The organism is Streptomyces sp. 3214.6, assembly GCF_900129855.1.
GTDB classification, from domain to species: Bacteria; Actinomycetota; Actinomycetes; order Streptomycetales; family Streptomycetaceae; genus Streptomyces; species Streptomyces soliscabiei.
This window is the reverse complement of the sequence record NZ_LT670819.1, coordinates 1558854-1574331: the sequence shown is the minus strand read 5'-3', so window position 1 is coordinate 1574331 and position 15478 is coordinate 1558854. Positions and strand designations below refer to the sequence as shown.

The following is a 15478-nucleotide window of genomic DNA, read 5'->3' as shown; positions in this document are numbered from 1 at the left end:
CCCGATGCCGCCCGATGGCCGAGGCAAGCCGATCCGAGCTGATGCGAGGTCTCGGAGGTATGTCTACCGTGGCTCGCATGGGCGATGCGGTGGAGCTGGAAGTGGCCGGGCGGACAGTACGGCTGTCCAGTCCGGACAAGGTGTTCTTCCCGGAGCGCGGCTTCACCAAGCTGGACCTCGCCCGCTACTACCAGGCGGTCGCCCCCGGCATCCTGGGCGCCCTGCGCAACCGCCCCACCACCCTGGAGCGCTACCCGGAGGGTGTGACCGGCGAGTCCTTCTTCCAGAAGCGGGCGCCGAAGAACATGCCCGACTGGATCCCGACCGCCCACATCACCTTCCCGAGCGGGCGCAGCGCCGACGAGATGTGCCCGACGGAGGAGGCGGCCGTCCTGTGGGCGGCCCAGTACGGCACCCTCACCTTCCACCCCTGGCCCGTCCGCCGCACCGACGTCGACCACCCCGACGAGCTGCGCATCGACCTCGACCCGCAGCCCGGCACCGACTTCGACGACGCCGTCCGCGCCGCCCACGAACTGCGCGCCGTTCTCGACGAGTTCGGCGGCCTGCGCGGTTTTCCCAAGACCTCCGGCGGCCGCGGCCTGCATGTCTTCGTGCCGATCGAGCCGAGATGGACCTTCACCCAGGTCCGGCGCGCCGCCATCGCCGTGGGCCGGGAGCTGGAACGGCGGATGCCGGACCACGTGACCATCAAGTGGTGGAAGGAGGAGCGCGGCGAACGCATCTTCGTGGACTACAACCAGACGGCCAGGGACCGCACGATCGCCTCCGCCTATTCCGTGCGACCCCTCCCGCACGCCCCTGTGTCGGCGCCCCTGAGCTGGGACGAGGTCGGGATCGCGCACCCGCGGGACTTCGACATCGCGACCATGCCCGCGCGCTTCGCCGAACTCGGCGACGTGCACACGGACATGGACGATCACCGCTTCTCGCTGGAGGCCCTGCTCGAACTCGCCCGCCGTGACGAACACGACCACGGGCTGGGCGATCTGCCGTATCCGCCGGAGTACCCGAAGATGCCGGGGGAGCCGAAGCGGGTGCAGCCGAGCCGGGCGAAGAAGGAGGCGTCCCCGGCCGAGGCCGAGGCGCCTCCTCCGGACGCTACAACTCCTTGATCCGGACGTCCCGGTAGGAGACGACGTCCGTCGTGCTGTGCACCTGGAGCCCGATGTAGCCGGACGCGAACCGCCGCCCGTCCGTGCCCGGGTCGTCCGAGCGGGGCGGGGAGAACTCCTGGCCGCCGATGTTGTCGAACTCGTTGATGAGCACGCCGTTGCGGAATACCGAGTAGTGCTGGTCGACCACCCGGATCTCGTAGTCGTTCCAGGTGCCCTTCTGCGTGACGCCGGCCCCGGCGAGTCCCACCCGGTCGAAGCCGTACACCGAGCCCGTCTTGTACATGTCGCCGTCGGGCCGGTCGAACACCTGCACCTCGTGGCCGTACTTGATGGCGACCCACTCCGGCCGCGGCTCCTCGGGGTGGTCATGGACCCACGGGAAGCGCACGAACACACCGGAGTTGGCGTTGCCCGTGCCGGGCGCGTCGTCGCGCCACTGCAGCTTCAGCGAGAAGTCGCCGTACTTGCGCTGCGGGAACCACAGCATGCCGAGTCCGTCCCGCGTCGTGCCGGAGGTGATCGACCCGTCGGCGTTCAGCGCGAACGAACCGCCGCCCACCTGCTGCCATCGCGAGAAAGACTCCGCGGTTCCGTCGAGGATGGTGCGGTAGCCCTCGGTTTGGCCGGGCGTGCCGATCCCGGACTCGCGGGCCGCCTGTTGGATCGCGTCGTACTCGCGGCCGTCGACGACCCCGTCGGCGAACAGTTTGTCCAGGACCGTCTTCACGTGCTTGAGGAACAGCGCGTGGGACGTCCACTCCTTCTCGTCCTCGATCAACTCGTTGATGCGGCACCGGCTGTCGGTCAGCCGGTTCGGCACCCCGGAGTCGACCGTGCCGACGATGACCGTCAACCGCTCGTCGTACTCGGGGCAGTTGGGGGCCGGGACGTGACTGGACACCACCGTGAAGGTCACCGTGCGCGCGGTGGAGGTGTTGCCGGCTTTGTCGATGGCCCGGTAGGCGAGGGTGTGCGGACCGGCCCGGTCGACGGTCACCGGTGTGCCGTAGGCGAGGTACGGTCCGCTGTCGAGCGAATACTCGATCCGGTCGACACCCGAGCCGCCCGCGTCCGTCGCGCTCACGGTCACCTTGGCGTTGCCGACATACGCCCCGTCGGAGTTCTTCGTGCCGTCGACGGTCACGCCGGTCACCGGGGGCGTGGTGTCCTGCGGGGTCGCCGCGACCACCGTGAACCGGACGTCCCTCTCGGCGGACACGTTGCCCGCCTTGTCGGTGGCCCGGTAGCGCACCGTGTGGGCGCCCGTCTGGTGCACCATCACGGGCGCCGTATAGCGCTGCCAGGCACCGGAGTTCACCGCGTACTCGATGGTGTTGACCCCGGAACCGGTGTCGGAGGCGGACACGGTGACGGTCGCCATGTCGACGTACGTCCCGTCGGCGTTCTGCTCACCGGTCACCGTCGCGGAGGTGTCCGGTGGCGCCGTGTCGTCGGAGGGCCGGGCGACGACCGTGAACGCGACGCTCTTCTCGGCCGAGACGTTGCCCGCCTTGTCGAACGCCCGGTAGCGGACCCGGTGGGCGCCGACCTGGTCGACGACGACCGGGGCGGTGTACGGGATCCAGCCGGCCAGATCGTCGACGGCGTACTGAATGCTGTCGACCCCGGACCCGCCGTCGTCCGTCGCGCCGATCGCGACACTCGCAGAGCCGACGTACTCGCCCTGCGCGTTCTGTGTGCCGGTGACCTGTGCCGCCGTCTCGGGCGCGGTCGTGTCCTCGCCGCCGCCCTCGGTGACCACGAGGATGCCCTGCATCTGGCCGTGGCCGGGGATCGTGCAGTGGTAGAAGTAGCGGCCCGGGGTCAGGGTGACCTCGGCGGTGTGGCGGCCGCCCATGTCGTCGTTCGGGTTGGCCAGGATGTTCAGCGTGACGTCGTTGTTGAACTCGGGATCGCTGGTGACGAACGTCAACGTGTGGGGCATGCCGGTGGTGTTGCCGGTGGCCGCGCTGTTCTCGAAGACGATGGTCGCCTGACCCGCCACCGCCGTGGTCGGCGCCGACACGTACGCGGTGATGCCGTCGCCCGCGGTCCAGGTGAGCACCTGGGCGGCAGCCGCCGGTTCGGACTGTGCCGCCGCCGCCGCCGTCGTCGGCGCCGCCTGCAGTCCGAGCATCATCAGTACGGCCGCCAACAGGACCGGCCAGATTCTACGTTGCCGTGTTCGCCGTGTTCGCCGTGCTCGCCGTGTCACTGCGCCCCCCTCGCCAGCTCGTGGACGGCCGGCGTCGGACCGCCTCCGGTGTAAGTGACCCGCCACAGCGCCGACTTGGCGTCCGAGGTGAAGAAGCCGCGGCCGTAGTCGAGGACATACAGGGCGCCGTCCGGACCGAACTTCCAGTCCATGAGGTTCTTGATGCCGTCGTTGCCGACGGGCACGATCTTCTTCAGTGACTCCGAGTGCACCGGCAGACCGCCCGACCCTTGCGTCTTCGGGTCCATGACCACCGCGTTGCGCGGCTGGTCGGCGTCGTAGAAGTCGCCGACGAACCACTTGCCGTCCCAGTACGCGGGCCATTTGGCCGCACTCGCGCTCGTGACGTCGTAACGGTAGACGGGGCCGTTCATCGCGGCCTGCCCGCCGCCCTTGAGCCATGGCAGCCGGTAGGTCGCCTGGTCCTTGCGGTACGAGGGGACGCCGCTCGCGTCGCGCGGGTAGTCGGGTGCGCCGCCCTGGGGCGAGTACCAGATGTTGTTCCCGGTGACCGGCGGCAGGTTGACCAGGCCGTCGTTGTTCGGCGACTCGTTCTTCGGGTGGTCGCAGTCGTACCAGCCCAGCGGCTGCGAGGGATCGGGCAGGTTGCGGTCCCGGTAGGGCTGCTTGTTGCCCATGCAGTACGGCCAACCCCGGTTGCCCGCCTGGGTGATGACGGCGAACGTGTCGTACTTCGCCGGCCCCCACGTCGTCGACGGGTCGCTCGCGTCCGGACCGACCCAGCCCGCGTACAGGATGTCGGTCGTGCGGTCGACGAAGATCCGCGCGGGGTTGCGGACGCCCATCACATAGATCTCGCCGCGCGTCTTGCCGCCGCCCTCGGCGGTCTCCCGGCCCGTGAAGAGGTTCCCCGCCGGAAGCGTGTACGTGCCGTCGGCCTCCGGGTGAATGCGCAGGATCTTGCCGTTGAGGTTGTTGGTGTTTCCGGCGGTGCGGCGCGCGTCGGCGAAGGAAACACCCCTGAAGTTCGGTTGCGGGTTGTTTCCGGAGTAACCGTCGCTGAAACCACTGGAGTTGTTGTCACCGGTGGCGATGTACAGGTTGCCCTTCGAGTCCCAGGACATCCCGCCCCCGGCGTGACAGCAACTGTGCACCTGCACCGGCCACTTGAGCAGCACCTTCTCGCTGTTCAGGTCGAGCCGGTTCGTGGCGGGGTCGAGCGTGAAACGGGAGACGCGCCGCTCGGCCATCCGGGTCTCACGGTTGACGCCCGAATGGGGCGTGTAGTGCAGGTACACCCAGCCGTTCTGCTCGAACCGCGGGTCGAGCTCGATGCCGAGGAGCCCTTCCTCGACCTTGATGAGCTCGTCGCCGCCGCCCTTGTTGCCGAAAACCGTCAACTCCCCGGCCAGGGTGACCTTCTTGGTCGCCGGGTCGTAGACGTGGATCTGCCCCTTGCCCTTGCCGACGTTCGGATTGTTCCAGTCGGTGATCACGGGCTGGGAGGAGTCGGCGCCGCCCCGCCCGATGTAGAGGACCCGGCCGTCGGGCGCGGTGACCAGGCCGTGCGGTTCGCCGATCTGGTCATTGCGCCCGGGCTGGTTGGGCTGGGTCAGCCGCTCCGCCTTGTAGTTCCCGGAGATGGTCGCCTTGCAGTCCGCCTGCACCAGCCGGGTCGTCCACAGCAGCGCGCCGCGCAGATGCGCACGGAAGTCGACCTCGTCGTACGACGACACGGTGCCGCCCATGCCCGTGTAGAAGGAGCGGCCGCCGTCGTAGTCCCGGCACCAACTGACGGCGTGGTCCGCGCCGTTGGCGCTCGCGCCCGGCTGGTACGTCGACTCGCGCACCCGGGCCACGGTGTGCACGTCGCCGGACGGGTTCTTCACCCAGTTCGGCCACAGGTCCGGGCGTTTCCACTCCAGGGGCAGCTCCTTGGTGGCCGGATGCCGTCGGTCACCGACCTCAACGGTCGCACGCTGCACGGCCGTCGGACTCGACGCGGCCGGGCGGGCGCCGATCAGACCGGTGAACCAGTTCGAGTACGGCTCGGCGCGGGCCGCGTCGTGGAGGCCGACGAACCCGCCGCCGGCCTCCATATAGGCCTCCAGACCCGCCTCCTGCTCCGGGTCGAGGACGTCACCGCCGCCGGTCAGGAACACGACCGCGTTGTAACGGCCCAGTTCCGTACCGTCGGTGAACACCGAGGCGTCGTCGGTGGCCTCGACCGCGAACCGCTGGCCCGCCGGTCCGGACAGACCGATCCGCTCGATGGCCTCGATCCCGGCGTTCACGACCGGGGACTCGTCCCCGGCCGCGGCCGACCCGTGGAAGATCAGCACACGTACGTTCGCGCCGCCCGGCGGCGACTTCACGGACATCGTTGTCAGGGGTGGATCCGGGGCCGGGCGCGCGTCCGCGGCGGGCGCGGACAGCAGGCCGGCGACGAGCGTCCCGCACGCCACGGTCGTCACTCGGATTCGTCTTTTGGTACTCAACCCTCGTAAGTGCATGGGCACCTCCTCGGTCACAGCGACAGCGCCAAGGAAGCTAGACCCCTTTGCATGACTCGCCAATACCTATGACCGCAATGGCACGAACTTTGTCCTGGGTGTGGAGAAACAGCGGAACGACCGGTACCGTCTCACAGGTTCATCACAGGCATGCCTTCTTCATCGTCGCAAATTCCGTACCAGGGTGGGGAGTTCGGCATGGACAGACGAGGGTTCAACCGCCGGGTGCTGCTGGGCGGCGCCGCCGTCGCGACATCGTTGTCCCTGGGCCCGGAGGCGGTGAGCGCCGATCAGCCGGCGACGCTCGCACCGCCGGGGGGAGCGGTCAGACATCTCAAGCTGTACGCCGAGAAGCTGCCCGACGGGCAGTTCGGCTACGGCTTCGAGAAGGGCAGGGCGACCATCCCGGGGCCGCTCATCGAACTCAACGAGGGCGACACCGTCCACATCGAGTTCGAGAACACCCTGGATGTGGCGGCGAGTCTGCACGTCCACGGGCTGGACTACGAAGTGTCCAGCGACGGAACGAAGTTGAACGGGAGTGACGTCGAACCCGGCGGCACCCGCACCTACACCTGGCGCACCCACGCCCCCGGCCGCCGCGCCGACGGCACCTGGCGGGCGGGCAGCGCGGGCTACTGGCACTACCACGACCACGTCGTCGGAACGGAACACGGCACGGGCGGCATCCGCAAGGGCCTGTACGGGCCGGTGATCGTCCGGCGCAAGGGTGACGTCCTGCCCGACGTGACCCACACGATCGTCTTCAACGACATGACGATCAACAACAGGCCCGCCCACTCGGGCCACCAGGGCCCCGACTTCGAGGCGACGGTGGGCGACCGGGTCGAGTTCGTGATGATCACGCACGGCGAGTACTACCACACCTTCCATATGCACGGTCACCGATGGGCCGACAACCGCACCGGCATGCTCACCGGGCCCGACGACCCCAGCCAGGTCATCGACAACAAGATCGTGGGCCCGGCCGACTCCTTCGGCTTCCAGGTACTCGCGGGGGAGGGGGTGGGCGCCGGGGCGTGGATGTACCACTGCCATGTGCAGAGCCACTCCGACATGGGCATGGTCGGACTGTTCCTGGTGAAGAAGCCCGACGGCACGATCCCCGGGTACGAGCCGCACGAGCCCCACGAGCCGCATGAGCCGCGCGCGGCGGGGGAGTCGGGCGACACGGACAGGACTCCCGAGACGCACCAGCACTGAGGACCGGCGGCGAGAGCGCTCTCACCGTGCTCGGGTTCCGGAGCTATCCTGATCGGCAGCCGGCCAGGAGGAGCTCCGAAGTGACCGAGACAGCGTCGCGTCCCACTCTGGAGGCCGTGGCCGCGCGGGCCGGGGTCTCCCGGGCGACCGTGTCACGAGTCGTCAACGGGGGGGACGGCGTCCGGGAGCCGCTCGTCGAGCGGGTCCGGCGGGCTGTGGAGGAACTCGGGTACGTCCCCAACCAGGCCGCGCGCAGCCTGGTGACGAAACGGCACGACGCCGTTGCCGTCGTCATCGCCGAACCGGAGACCCGGGTCTTCGCAGACCCCTTCTTCGCGCTTCAACTCCGCGGCATCAGCAAGGAGTTGACGGCCCACGACAACCAGCTCGTGCTGCTGCTCACCGAAGGCCGCGACGACCACGCGCGGGTCGCCCGCTACCTCGCCGGCCATCATGTCGACGGGGCGCTGGTCTTCTCCCTGCACCTCGCCGACCCGCTCCCCGGCCTGATCCAGGGCGCCGGCGTCCCGACCGTGTTCGGTGGCCGACCCGGCTGGAGCGACGGCACACGGGACGTCGTGTACGTCGACAGCGACAACCGCGGCGGCGCCCGCGAGGCCGTACGCCTGCTGGCCGCCCTCGGCCGCACCCGTATCGCACACCTCACCGGGCCCCTCGACCAGACGTCCGCGGCGGACCGGCTCGACGGATACCGGGAGGTCATGGGCGACACCGATCCGCGGCTCGTCGTCGAGGGCGACTTCACCCCCGGCGGCGGCGAGCGGGCCATGCGCGAACTCCTCGACCGCTGCCCCGACGTCGACGCCGTGTTCGCAGCCAACGACCTCACCGCCGCGGGCGCCCTGCGCGTCCTGCGAGAGAGCGGACGGCGCGTGCCGGAGGACGTCGCGGTGGTCGGCTTCGACGACATGCTGCCCGTCGCCGAACAGACCGACCCGCCACTGACGACGGTCCGTCAGGACATCGAGGAGATGGGCCGGATCATGGCCCGCCTTCTGCTGCGCCGCCTCGACCGGCACACCGCCGACGACGAACCGGGCGGCGTGATCCTGCCGACCACGGTGGTGCGCCGCACTTCGGCGTAGCCCGGCCAGTCCCTCACGAGCACGGCGAGGACGCCCCGCCGCCTCACGTCTCCTGCGGCACGCTCTTGATCACCGCGAAGCGTGCGCCGTACGGGTCGGCGAGTTTGGCGATACGGCCCACGCCCTGGACGTCCGTGGCGGGCATCCGCGTCCTGGCGCCCCGTTCCTGCGCCTTGGCGACGACCGCGTCCACATCGGTGACCTCGAAGTACGGCAGCCAGTACGGCGCCGACTCGGCCTCCGTCGGATCGTCGGACAGCGGGACGATGCCGCCGAACATCGCCTCCTCCCCGGCGCCGGCGGGGTTGACGCAGGTGTACGTGCCGCCCGGGAAGGGGACGGCCGAGGTCTCCAGACCCAGTGTCGTGTTGTAGAAGGCGGCCGCCGCGGCGATGTCCGGCGTGTACAGCTCGACCCAGCACAGGGAGCCGGGCTCGTTCGCCACGTCCACGCCCTTGGTCAGCGCCGGCTGCCAGAGGCCGAACGGCACGCCGGCCTGGTCGGCGAGGACCGCCATCGTGCCCTGGCCCATCACGTCCATCGGCGGGAAGAACACCCTGCCGTGGGCCTGTTCGGCGGCCTTGGCCGTGGACTCCGCGTCCGGTGTCTGGAAGTACACCGTCCACGACGGCGGGCCCTGCTCGGGCGTTGTCTGCACGCCGCCCGCCACGGTCTTGCCGTCCAGCTGGAAGAAGCCGTAGCCGCCGGCGTCGGGCCCTGCCGACTGGAATCGCCAGCCGAAGAGCGCGCCGTAGAAGGAGGTGGCGCCGTCGATGTCGGACGTGCCGACGTCGATCCAGTTGGGAGCGCCGTTGACGAAACGGGTGGTGAGCATCATTGCCCTCCTCGAAGGGGTCCCGTTCTCTGCACTGCCGAGTCTGGCACCGCCCACTGACAATCGCGCGCGTGGTGCGAGCGTTCCGCGCGCCGCCGTGCGTCGTGGTCGTCGCCGGGACATCATCGGGGCGGCCGGGGTCGTGCCGCGGCGCGTATATGCGGCGTTGATGGAACGTTTGTCGCCGCGGGGCACGATTCTCGCCATGTACACCGACACGATTCCCACACCCGACCTCGCCTGGCAGCGGGAAGCGCTGTGCGCGCAGACCGGGGCGGACTTCTTCTTCCCCGAGCCCGGCAGTTCCGTGCGGGAGGCGAAGCGCATCTGCGGCATGTGCGAGATGCGGACCGCCTGCCTCGACTACGCCCTGGCCAACGACGAACGCTTCGGCGTCTGGGGCGGACTGTCCGAGAAGGAACGCCTGCAGATCAGGCGCACGGCACACTGACCCGTACGTCGCGCTGACCCCGAAATCCGAGAGACCGCGTCGCGGGGGTGCGGTTAGGATCCGGGGGCCGTCGTTCTGCGCGGTAGCGTTCATCTTCAATCCATTGCAACGACCCAAGCTTGGTCCGTTGCGTTAGATGCGTATCCATTGCAACGATTTCCCTTCTCTGGGCTGCATGTATGTCAATCGTGCGCAATTAATGCGTTGCCGGTTGTGTGAATGCAACGTAGCTTTTCCATCATGGGAAACGATGGGGCGGGGGCCTCGCAGGACGAGGCGCGCACGGTCGGCGAAGTGAGCGATCAAGGGGGGTGGATCATGCGGACAGCGCGGAATCGGCAGTCGGCGACGCCCGCAGCCTCCACCGCCTTCGCCCGCTTCGTGCTCTGCGGCGGCGGAGTGGGGCTCGCCTCCAGCTTCGCCGTGGCGGCCCTCGCTTCATGGCTTCCCTGGGTGCTGGCCAACGCCCTGGTCACGGCGGGATCCACGCTGCTCGCCACCGAGCTGCACGCCCGCTTCACCTTCGGCGCGGGCGGTCGCGCGACCTGGCGCCAGCATGCGCAGTCGGCCGGGTCCGCGGCGGCCGCGTATGCGGTGACCTGCGTGGCGATGCTTGTCCTGCAGCAATTGGTGGCGGCGCCCGGCGCGGTGCTCGAACAGGTCGTCTACCTGTCCGCCTCCGCACTCGCCGGTGTCGCGCGGTTCGCGATGCTGCGCCTCGTCGTCTTCACGCGGCACCGCTCGCAGGTCGCGGCCACCGTCCGCGCCGCCCGTCCCGTCCCGGCCGCCGTGGCCCGGGCCACGGCGGCCGACAGACGGGCGGTGCTCTGCCGCGCGGCCTGACCGCTTCCCCAACACGTTGGCCGGTCGCCACCAGGCCGCGACGATGCCTCTGCGTCCGGACAGCCCGAACGGCCCGCGCCGGGAATCGGTTTCCTGCGCGAGCCGTTCGTGGGACCGGTGGGACGCGAGGGCGGTCAGCCCGCGGCGCGGGCCGCCATGCGGGCCTTGCGTGCGGCCAGCTTCTCGTCGAACTTCAGAGCCTCCGCGTCCAGACCGCCCATGTACATGCCGATCTCCTCCTGCGCCCGCTGCCCCTCGGGGCCGAGGCCGTCGATGTCCATGACCTTCAGGAAGCGCAGCACGGGCTGGATGACGTCGTCGTGGTGGATGCGCATGTTGTAGACCTCGCCGATGGCCATCTGCGCGGCGAACCGCTCGAAGCCGGGCATACCGTGGCCGGGCATGCGGAAGTTCACGATGACATCCCGCACCGCCTGCATGGTGAGGTCGGGGGCGAGCTCGAAGGCGGCCTTCAGCAGGTTCCGGTAGAAGACCATGTGCAGGTTCTCGTCGGTCGCGATGCGCGCCAGCATGCGGTCGCAGACCGGGTCGCCGGACTGGTGGCCGGTGTTGCGGTGCGAGACGCGGGTCGCGAGCTCCTGGAAGGCGACGTAGGCCACCGAGTGCAGCATCGAGTGCCGGTTGTCCGACTCGAAGCCCTCGCTCATGTGGGCCATGCGGAACTGCTCCAGCTTGTCCGGGTCCACGGCGCGCGAGGCGAGCAGGTAGTCGCGCATCACGATGCCGTGGCGGCCCTCCTCGGCCGTCCAGCGGTGCACCCAGGTGCCCCAGGCGCCGTCCCGGCCGAAGAGCGAGGCGATCTCGTGGTGGTAGCTGGGCAGGTTGTCCTCGGTCAGGAGGTTCACGACCAGCGCGATCCGGCCGATCTCCGTGACCTTCGACTGCTCCTTGTCCCAGGCTTCGCCGTCCTCGAAGAAGCCGGGGAAGTTGCGGCCGTCGGACCACGGCACGTACTCGTGCGGCATCCAGTCCTTGGTGACCTTCAGGTGCCGGTTGAGCTCGGTCTCGACCACTTCCTCCAGCGCGTACAGCAGCTTGGCGTCGGTCCAGACGGCGGGGCTGCCGAGGTGAGGGGAGGTGATCGTCACGGGTACTCCAGGGGACGTGAAGCGGAGTGGAACAATCCGGCGAGCGAGGCCGGAACTTACGGGATCGTAGGCTACGAACCCGTAGGTTACGAAGCCGTAGGCTAAGGATGCTGTAAAGATCGCTGATCAGCCGTGTTTCGCCGGGTGATTCGGGGTAGGCCGGACAGCCCCGGGATCCGCAGGTCCCAGGGCTGAAAAGATGATCCGTTCACCCGTTCAGGCGTACAGGTCGCGCAGCCGCACCGAGAGGCACGTCACACAGCCCTCGAGTTTCTCGTACTCGCTGATGTCGACCACGACGGGCTCGTGACCCAGATCGGCGAGCAGGTCCGCCGTCTTCGGCGCGCTGGCCGCCATCAGCACGTGCGGGCCGCCGAGAAGTACCACGTGCGAGCCGGCCTCCTCGGGCACCGACAGGAAACGCGGGAACAGCGAAGGCCGGTCCACCTTGGGGATGTGCCCGATCACCGTGCCGTCGGGCAGCGCCGTGACCGCCGACTTCAGGTGCAGCACCTTGCTCACCGGTACAGCCACGACCCGCGCCCCGAGCGGTTCGAAGGCGGCCCGCACCTGCTGGACGCCGGCCGCGTTGGTCCTTCCGCCCCGGCCGACGTAGATCGTGTCGCCGACCTTGAGGACGTCACCGCCGTCCAGGGTGCCCGGCTCCCAGATCCAGTTCACCGAGCAGCCGAGGCGCGCCACGGCCTCCTCGACCCCGATGGTCTCCTCGCGCCGGGACTCGGCGCCCGGGCGCGCGATCAGGGCGACGTTCTTGTACATCACCACCGTGTCCTCGACGAACACGGAGTCCGGGCAGTCGTCGGCCGGGTCGACCTCGACGGTCTCCCAGCCGTGCGTCCGCAGCGCCTCGGCGTACGCCTCCCACTGCTCCAGGGCGAGCTCCACGTCGACCTTCTCCCGCTCGACATGCGTCACCAGGCCTTCGGCGAGGCGCGGGCTGGGGCGGCGGATGAGGGCCTTCTTGCTGGGCACGTCCAGGTCTCCGAATCGGCGGCGGCGTAGGGCAGGCCCTACCGGCGTCTTAGGGACGACGCCGGTCAGCCATCATGCAGCGCCGGACCACGAGGACAAAACCCCGCAGTAACAATATGCCCGCCCCGAAACCCACCCCACCCCCAAAACAACCCCACCCGGCCCCCCGCCGACCCTCATCCCGAGCCCCGGGGCCGCGCCCCGCCCCGCCCCGGCCTGGGAGGGAGGCTGCGTCCTGCTCCGCGCCCGGTCCAAGTCCTGGGCTGCGCCCCGCTCTGAGAGCCGAGCAGGGAGCTTCCGAGGGTCTGGCCGTGCCGTGTCACCAGGCCTGGGCCGAATGCCGGGCCCTGCCCCGGTCCTGGGCCGAGTGCCGGGCCGCGCCTCGGGCCTAGGCCTGGGGCGAGCGGCGGGCCGGACCCCGGCCGCAGACCCGGGCCGGACCCCGGCCCCAGGCCCGGGCCGAGCCTGTTTCGTGCCCTCCCCCCCAGTTCTGGGCCGCGGGCCGGGCGCAGACCTGTTCTGCTCCCCTCTGTGCAGAGATCCGGGGCCTACGTTGGGTTTGCCAGTTCTTGTGCTGTTGTTTCTCGTAGTTCTCCGTCCAGGAGCAGCCAGCGGGTGATGCCGATGGACTCCAGGAACGGCAGATCGTGGGAGGCCACGATCAGGGCGCCCTCGTACGACTCCAGGGCCGTGGTGAGCTGGCGGACGCTGGCCATGTCGAGGTTGTTGGTCGGCTCGTCCAGCATCAGCAGCTGTGGCGCCGGCTCGGCCAGCATCAGGGCCGCCAGGGTCGCCCGGAAACGCTCACCGCCGGACAGCGTGGCCGCCTTCTGGTCGGCGCGGGCGCCCCGGAACAGGAAGCGGGCCAGCCGGGCGCGGACCCGGTTGTTGGTGGCGCCCGGCGCGAACCGGGCCACGTTCTCGGCGACCGTGAGCTCGCCGTCGAGGACGTCCAGGCGCTGCGGCAGAAAACGCAGCGGCACGTGCGCGTGCGCCTCGCCCGCCTGGGGCGCCAGTTCCCCGGCGATCGTGCGCAGCAGCGTCGTCTTGCCCGCGCCGTTGCGCCCGACCAGCGCCACCCGCTCGGGGCCGCGCAGGTCGAACCCGCCCGCCACACGCGCGCCGTACGCGAGCCGCAGGTCCATGAGCGTGAGGACGTCCCGGCCGGGCGGGACGGCCGTGTACGGCAGGTCGACGCGGATCTCGTCGTCGTCCCGGACGGCGTCCACCGCGTCGTCGAGCCGCTCCCTGGCCTCGGCGAGCCTCTCCTCGTGCATGATCCGGTGCTTGCCCGCGGACTCCTGCGCCGCGCGCTTGCGCGCCCCCATGACGATCTTCGGTTCGCGTTTCTGGTCGAACATCTTCTGTCCGTACCGCTTGCGGCGGGCCAACTTCACCTGGGCGTCGACCAGTTCGCGTTTCTGTTTCTTCAGGTCGGCCTCCGCGACGCGCACCATCCGCTCGGCGGCCTCCTGCTCGGTGGCCAGGGCCTCCTCGTAGGCGGAGAAGTTGCCGCCGTACCAGGTGACCTCCCCGGATCGCAGGTCGGCGATCTGGTCGACGAGGTCCAGCAACTCCCGGTCGTGGCTGACCACGACCAGTACGCCCGGCCAGGACGCGACGGCCGCGTACAGGCGGCGCCGCGCGTACAGGTCGAGGTTGTTGGTCGGCTCGTCCAGCAGCAGGACGTCGGGGCGGCGCAGCAGCAGGGCGGCCAGCCGCAGCAGGACGGACTCGCCGCCCGACACCTCGCCGATGGTGCGGTCCAGGTCGACATGGCCGAGCCCGAGCTCGCCGAGGGTGGCCAGGGCACGCTCCTCGACGTCCCAGTCGTCGCCGACGGTCTCGAAGTGGGCCTCGGACACGTCGCCGGCCTCGATGGCGTGCAGGGCGGCCCGCTGTGCGGCGATGCCGAGCGCTTCGTCGACCTTGAGCGCCGTGTCCAGGGCGACGTTCTGCGGGAGGTGGCCGACCTCGCCGGTGAGACGCACGGTGCCGTCGGCGGGGGCGAGTTCTCCGACGATCAGCTTCAGCAGGGTCGACTTGCCGGAGCCGTTGACGCCGACCAGTCCGGTCCGGCCGGGGCCGAAGGCGACGTCGAGTCCCTCGAAGACGGGGGTGCCGTCCGCCCAGGAGAAGGCGAGGGAGGAACAGGTGATGGAATGAGTCAAAGCGGTCCTCGCGGTTGCGTATGCGGTCAGGGCAACGCGTGTCGAGACACCGGAAGGCGGCGACCACCGCAGCAGCGGGGAGCGCGGAAGTAGGAAGTAGGGAGAAGTTCCCGTTCCGCAGGGACGGCTCACAGGCCGAGGTCGCACGCGGCATCCACACGCAAGACGTGTGGCGCGGTGTCTCAAGACCTCAGACGAGCAACGTCCTTCTCCAATCGGCGGCAACAGAACCGTTGAACACCGTAGGAGGGCCCGGGAGGACTGTCAAAGGATTAAAACCGCCTCAGCAGGCGTCCCGCATCAGCTCCGCCAGGTCGTGGTCGAGGTCGAGCTGCCGGTACTCCGTGCCGGTGGGCACCAGTTCGCTCGTGGCCTGCAGGAAGCGGCGGATCTCCGCCGAGTGGACGTGCACGACGGCGGTGCCCTCGGGCGCGTGGAACTCCAGGACCGTACGGTCGTACCCGTAGGGGCGGACCCGGACATCGCCGTGGCCCTCGGCCTCGTGCAGGCCGGCGGCGAGCAGGTCGCGGGCGAACGTCCAGCAGACCTCGACGCCCTCCAGGGTGGCCGGGGCGGGGAAGGTCATGCGCACGGCGAAGGGGTCGTGCCGGTCGTAGCGCAGCGTGGCGGGGATGCTCGGCATCCGGGGCGCAGCGGCGACCAGACGGGCCTCTACGGGCTGCTCGATGACGGTGGACATCGCCTTGCTCCCTCGTGATGGCGGGACGAACTTCCGGGCGGTGCGTCCGGACACTGGAAGAGACGCCGGAACCGGCCGATCCGTGCACACCGATTTCGAGTGACCTCGGTCACCGCATTTCATGCACGGGAGTGACTCACCTCTCCTCCCGTGCCGCACAAGGCGGTTGAGGTGATCGCGGGCATCTGGACGGCACCGAAAGCCGTGGGCTAGCTTCG

General features: G+C 69.8%; 12 protein-coding genes. 5 read left to right on the top strand and 7 right to left on the bottom strand.

Going from position 1 to position 15478, the window contains the following annotated elements:
• Positions 1–77: 77 nt before the first annotated feature.
• Positions 78–1136, top strand: a complete 1059-nt coding sequence (ligD, locus tag B5557_RS07020; protein WP_079658305.1) for a non-homologous end-joining DNA ligase — start codon at positions 78–80, stop codon at positions 1134–1136.
• Here ligD and B5557_RS07015 read toward each other — a convergent pair.
• A complete protein-coding gene (locus B5557_RS07015) occupies positions 1123–3279 on the bottom strand; it encodes an OmpL47-type beta-barrel domain-containing protein (RefSeq protein ID WP_079664638.1) in 2157 nt (718 codons plus the stop codon). The two genes, ligD and B5557_RS07015, sit on opposite strands and share 14 nt — an antisense overlap.
• Before the next feature lie 71 nt (positions 3280–3350).
• Positions 3351–5828, bottom strand: a complete 2478-nt coding sequence (locus tag B5557_RS07010) for a ThuA domain-containing protein (RefSeq protein WP_079658304.1) — start codon at positions 5826–5828, stop codon at positions 3351–3353.
• Between the two features lie 198 nt (positions 5829–6026).
• On the opposite strand from B5557_RS07010, the gene B5557_RS07005 reads away from it, so the two are divergent.
• Together B5557_RS07005 and B5557_RS07000 are read left to right on the top strand one after the other, a co-directional pair.
• On the top strand, positions 6027–7052 hold the full coding sequence (locus tag B5557_RS07005) for a multicopper oxidase domain-containing protein (protein ID WP_079658303.1): 1026 nt from the start codon (positions 6027–6029) through the stop codon (positions 7050–7052).
• An 80-nt stretch (positions 7053–7132) separates the two neighbouring features.
• Positions 7133–8158, top strand: coding sequence for a LacI family DNA-binding transcriptional regulator (locus B5557_RS07000; protein WP_079658302.1), 1026 nt, complete (start codon positions 7133–7135; stop codon positions 8156–8158).
• A 43-nt stretch (positions 8159–8201) separates the two neighbouring features.
• Here B5557_RS07000 and B5557_RS06995 read toward each other — a convergent pair whose 3' ends face one another.
• Positions 8202–8993 (bottom strand): VOC family protein, encoded by a 792-nt coding sequence (locus B5557_RS06995; RefSeq protein WP_079664637.1) that lies wholly within the window; start codon positions 8991–8993, stop codon positions 8202–8204.
• 205 nt (positions 8994–9198) lie between these two features.
• On the opposite strand from B5557_RS06995, the gene B5557_RS06990 reads away from it, so the two are divergent.
• Both B5557_RS06990 and B5557_RS06985 read left to right on the top strand, forming a co-directional pair.
• Positions 9199–9444 carry a WhiB family transcriptional regulator gene (locus B5557_RS06990; RefSeq protein ID WP_173877647.1) on the top strand — a complete coding sequence of 82 codons (246 nt, stop codon included), beginning with the start codon at positions 9199–9201 and terminating at the stop codon, positions 9442–9444.
• A 318-nt stretch (positions 9445–9762) separates the two neighbouring features.
• Positions 9763–10287: a hypothetical protein gene (locus tag B5557_RS06985; RefSeq protein WP_079658300.1), complete on the top strand. Its 525-nt coding sequence runs from the start codon at positions 9763–9765 to the stop codon at positions 10285–10287.
• 134 nt (positions 10288–10421) lie between these two features.
• Here the strand turns inward: B5557_RS06985 and B5557_RS06980 are convergent, their stop codons facing one another.
• The 4 genes from B5557_RS06980 to B5557_RS06965 all read right to left on the bottom strand — a co-directional run bounded on the left by B5557_RS06980 (position 10422) and on the right by B5557_RS06965 (position 15260).
• Complete coding sequence (locus B5557_RS06980; protein ID WP_079658299.1) at positions 10422–11396, bottom strand: acyl-ACP desaturase; 975 nt, start codon at positions 11394–11396, stop codon at positions 10422–10424.
• Positions 11397–11612: 216 nt separating this feature from the next.
• Complete coding sequence (ddaH, locus tag B5557_RS06975; RefSeq protein WP_079658298.1) at positions 11613–12389, bottom strand: dimethylargininase; 777 nt, start codon at positions 12387–12389, stop codon at positions 11613–11615.
• 548 nt (positions 12390–12937) lie between these two features.
• On the bottom strand, positions 12938–14560 hold the full coding sequence (locus B5557_RS06970; protein WP_079658297.1) for an ABC-F family ATP-binding cassette domain-containing protein: 1623 nt from the start codon (positions 14558–14560) through the stop codon (positions 12938–12940).
• A gap of 283 nt (positions 14561–14843) precedes the next feature.
• The gene (locus B5557_RS06965) at positions 14844–15260 is read right to left on the bottom strand and encodes an SsgA family sporulation/cell division regulator (protein ID WP_079658296.1); all 417 of its coding nucleotides are present in this window, start codon (positions 15258–15260) and stop codon (positions 14844–14846) included.
• Positions 15261–15478: the final 218 nt, after the last annotated feature.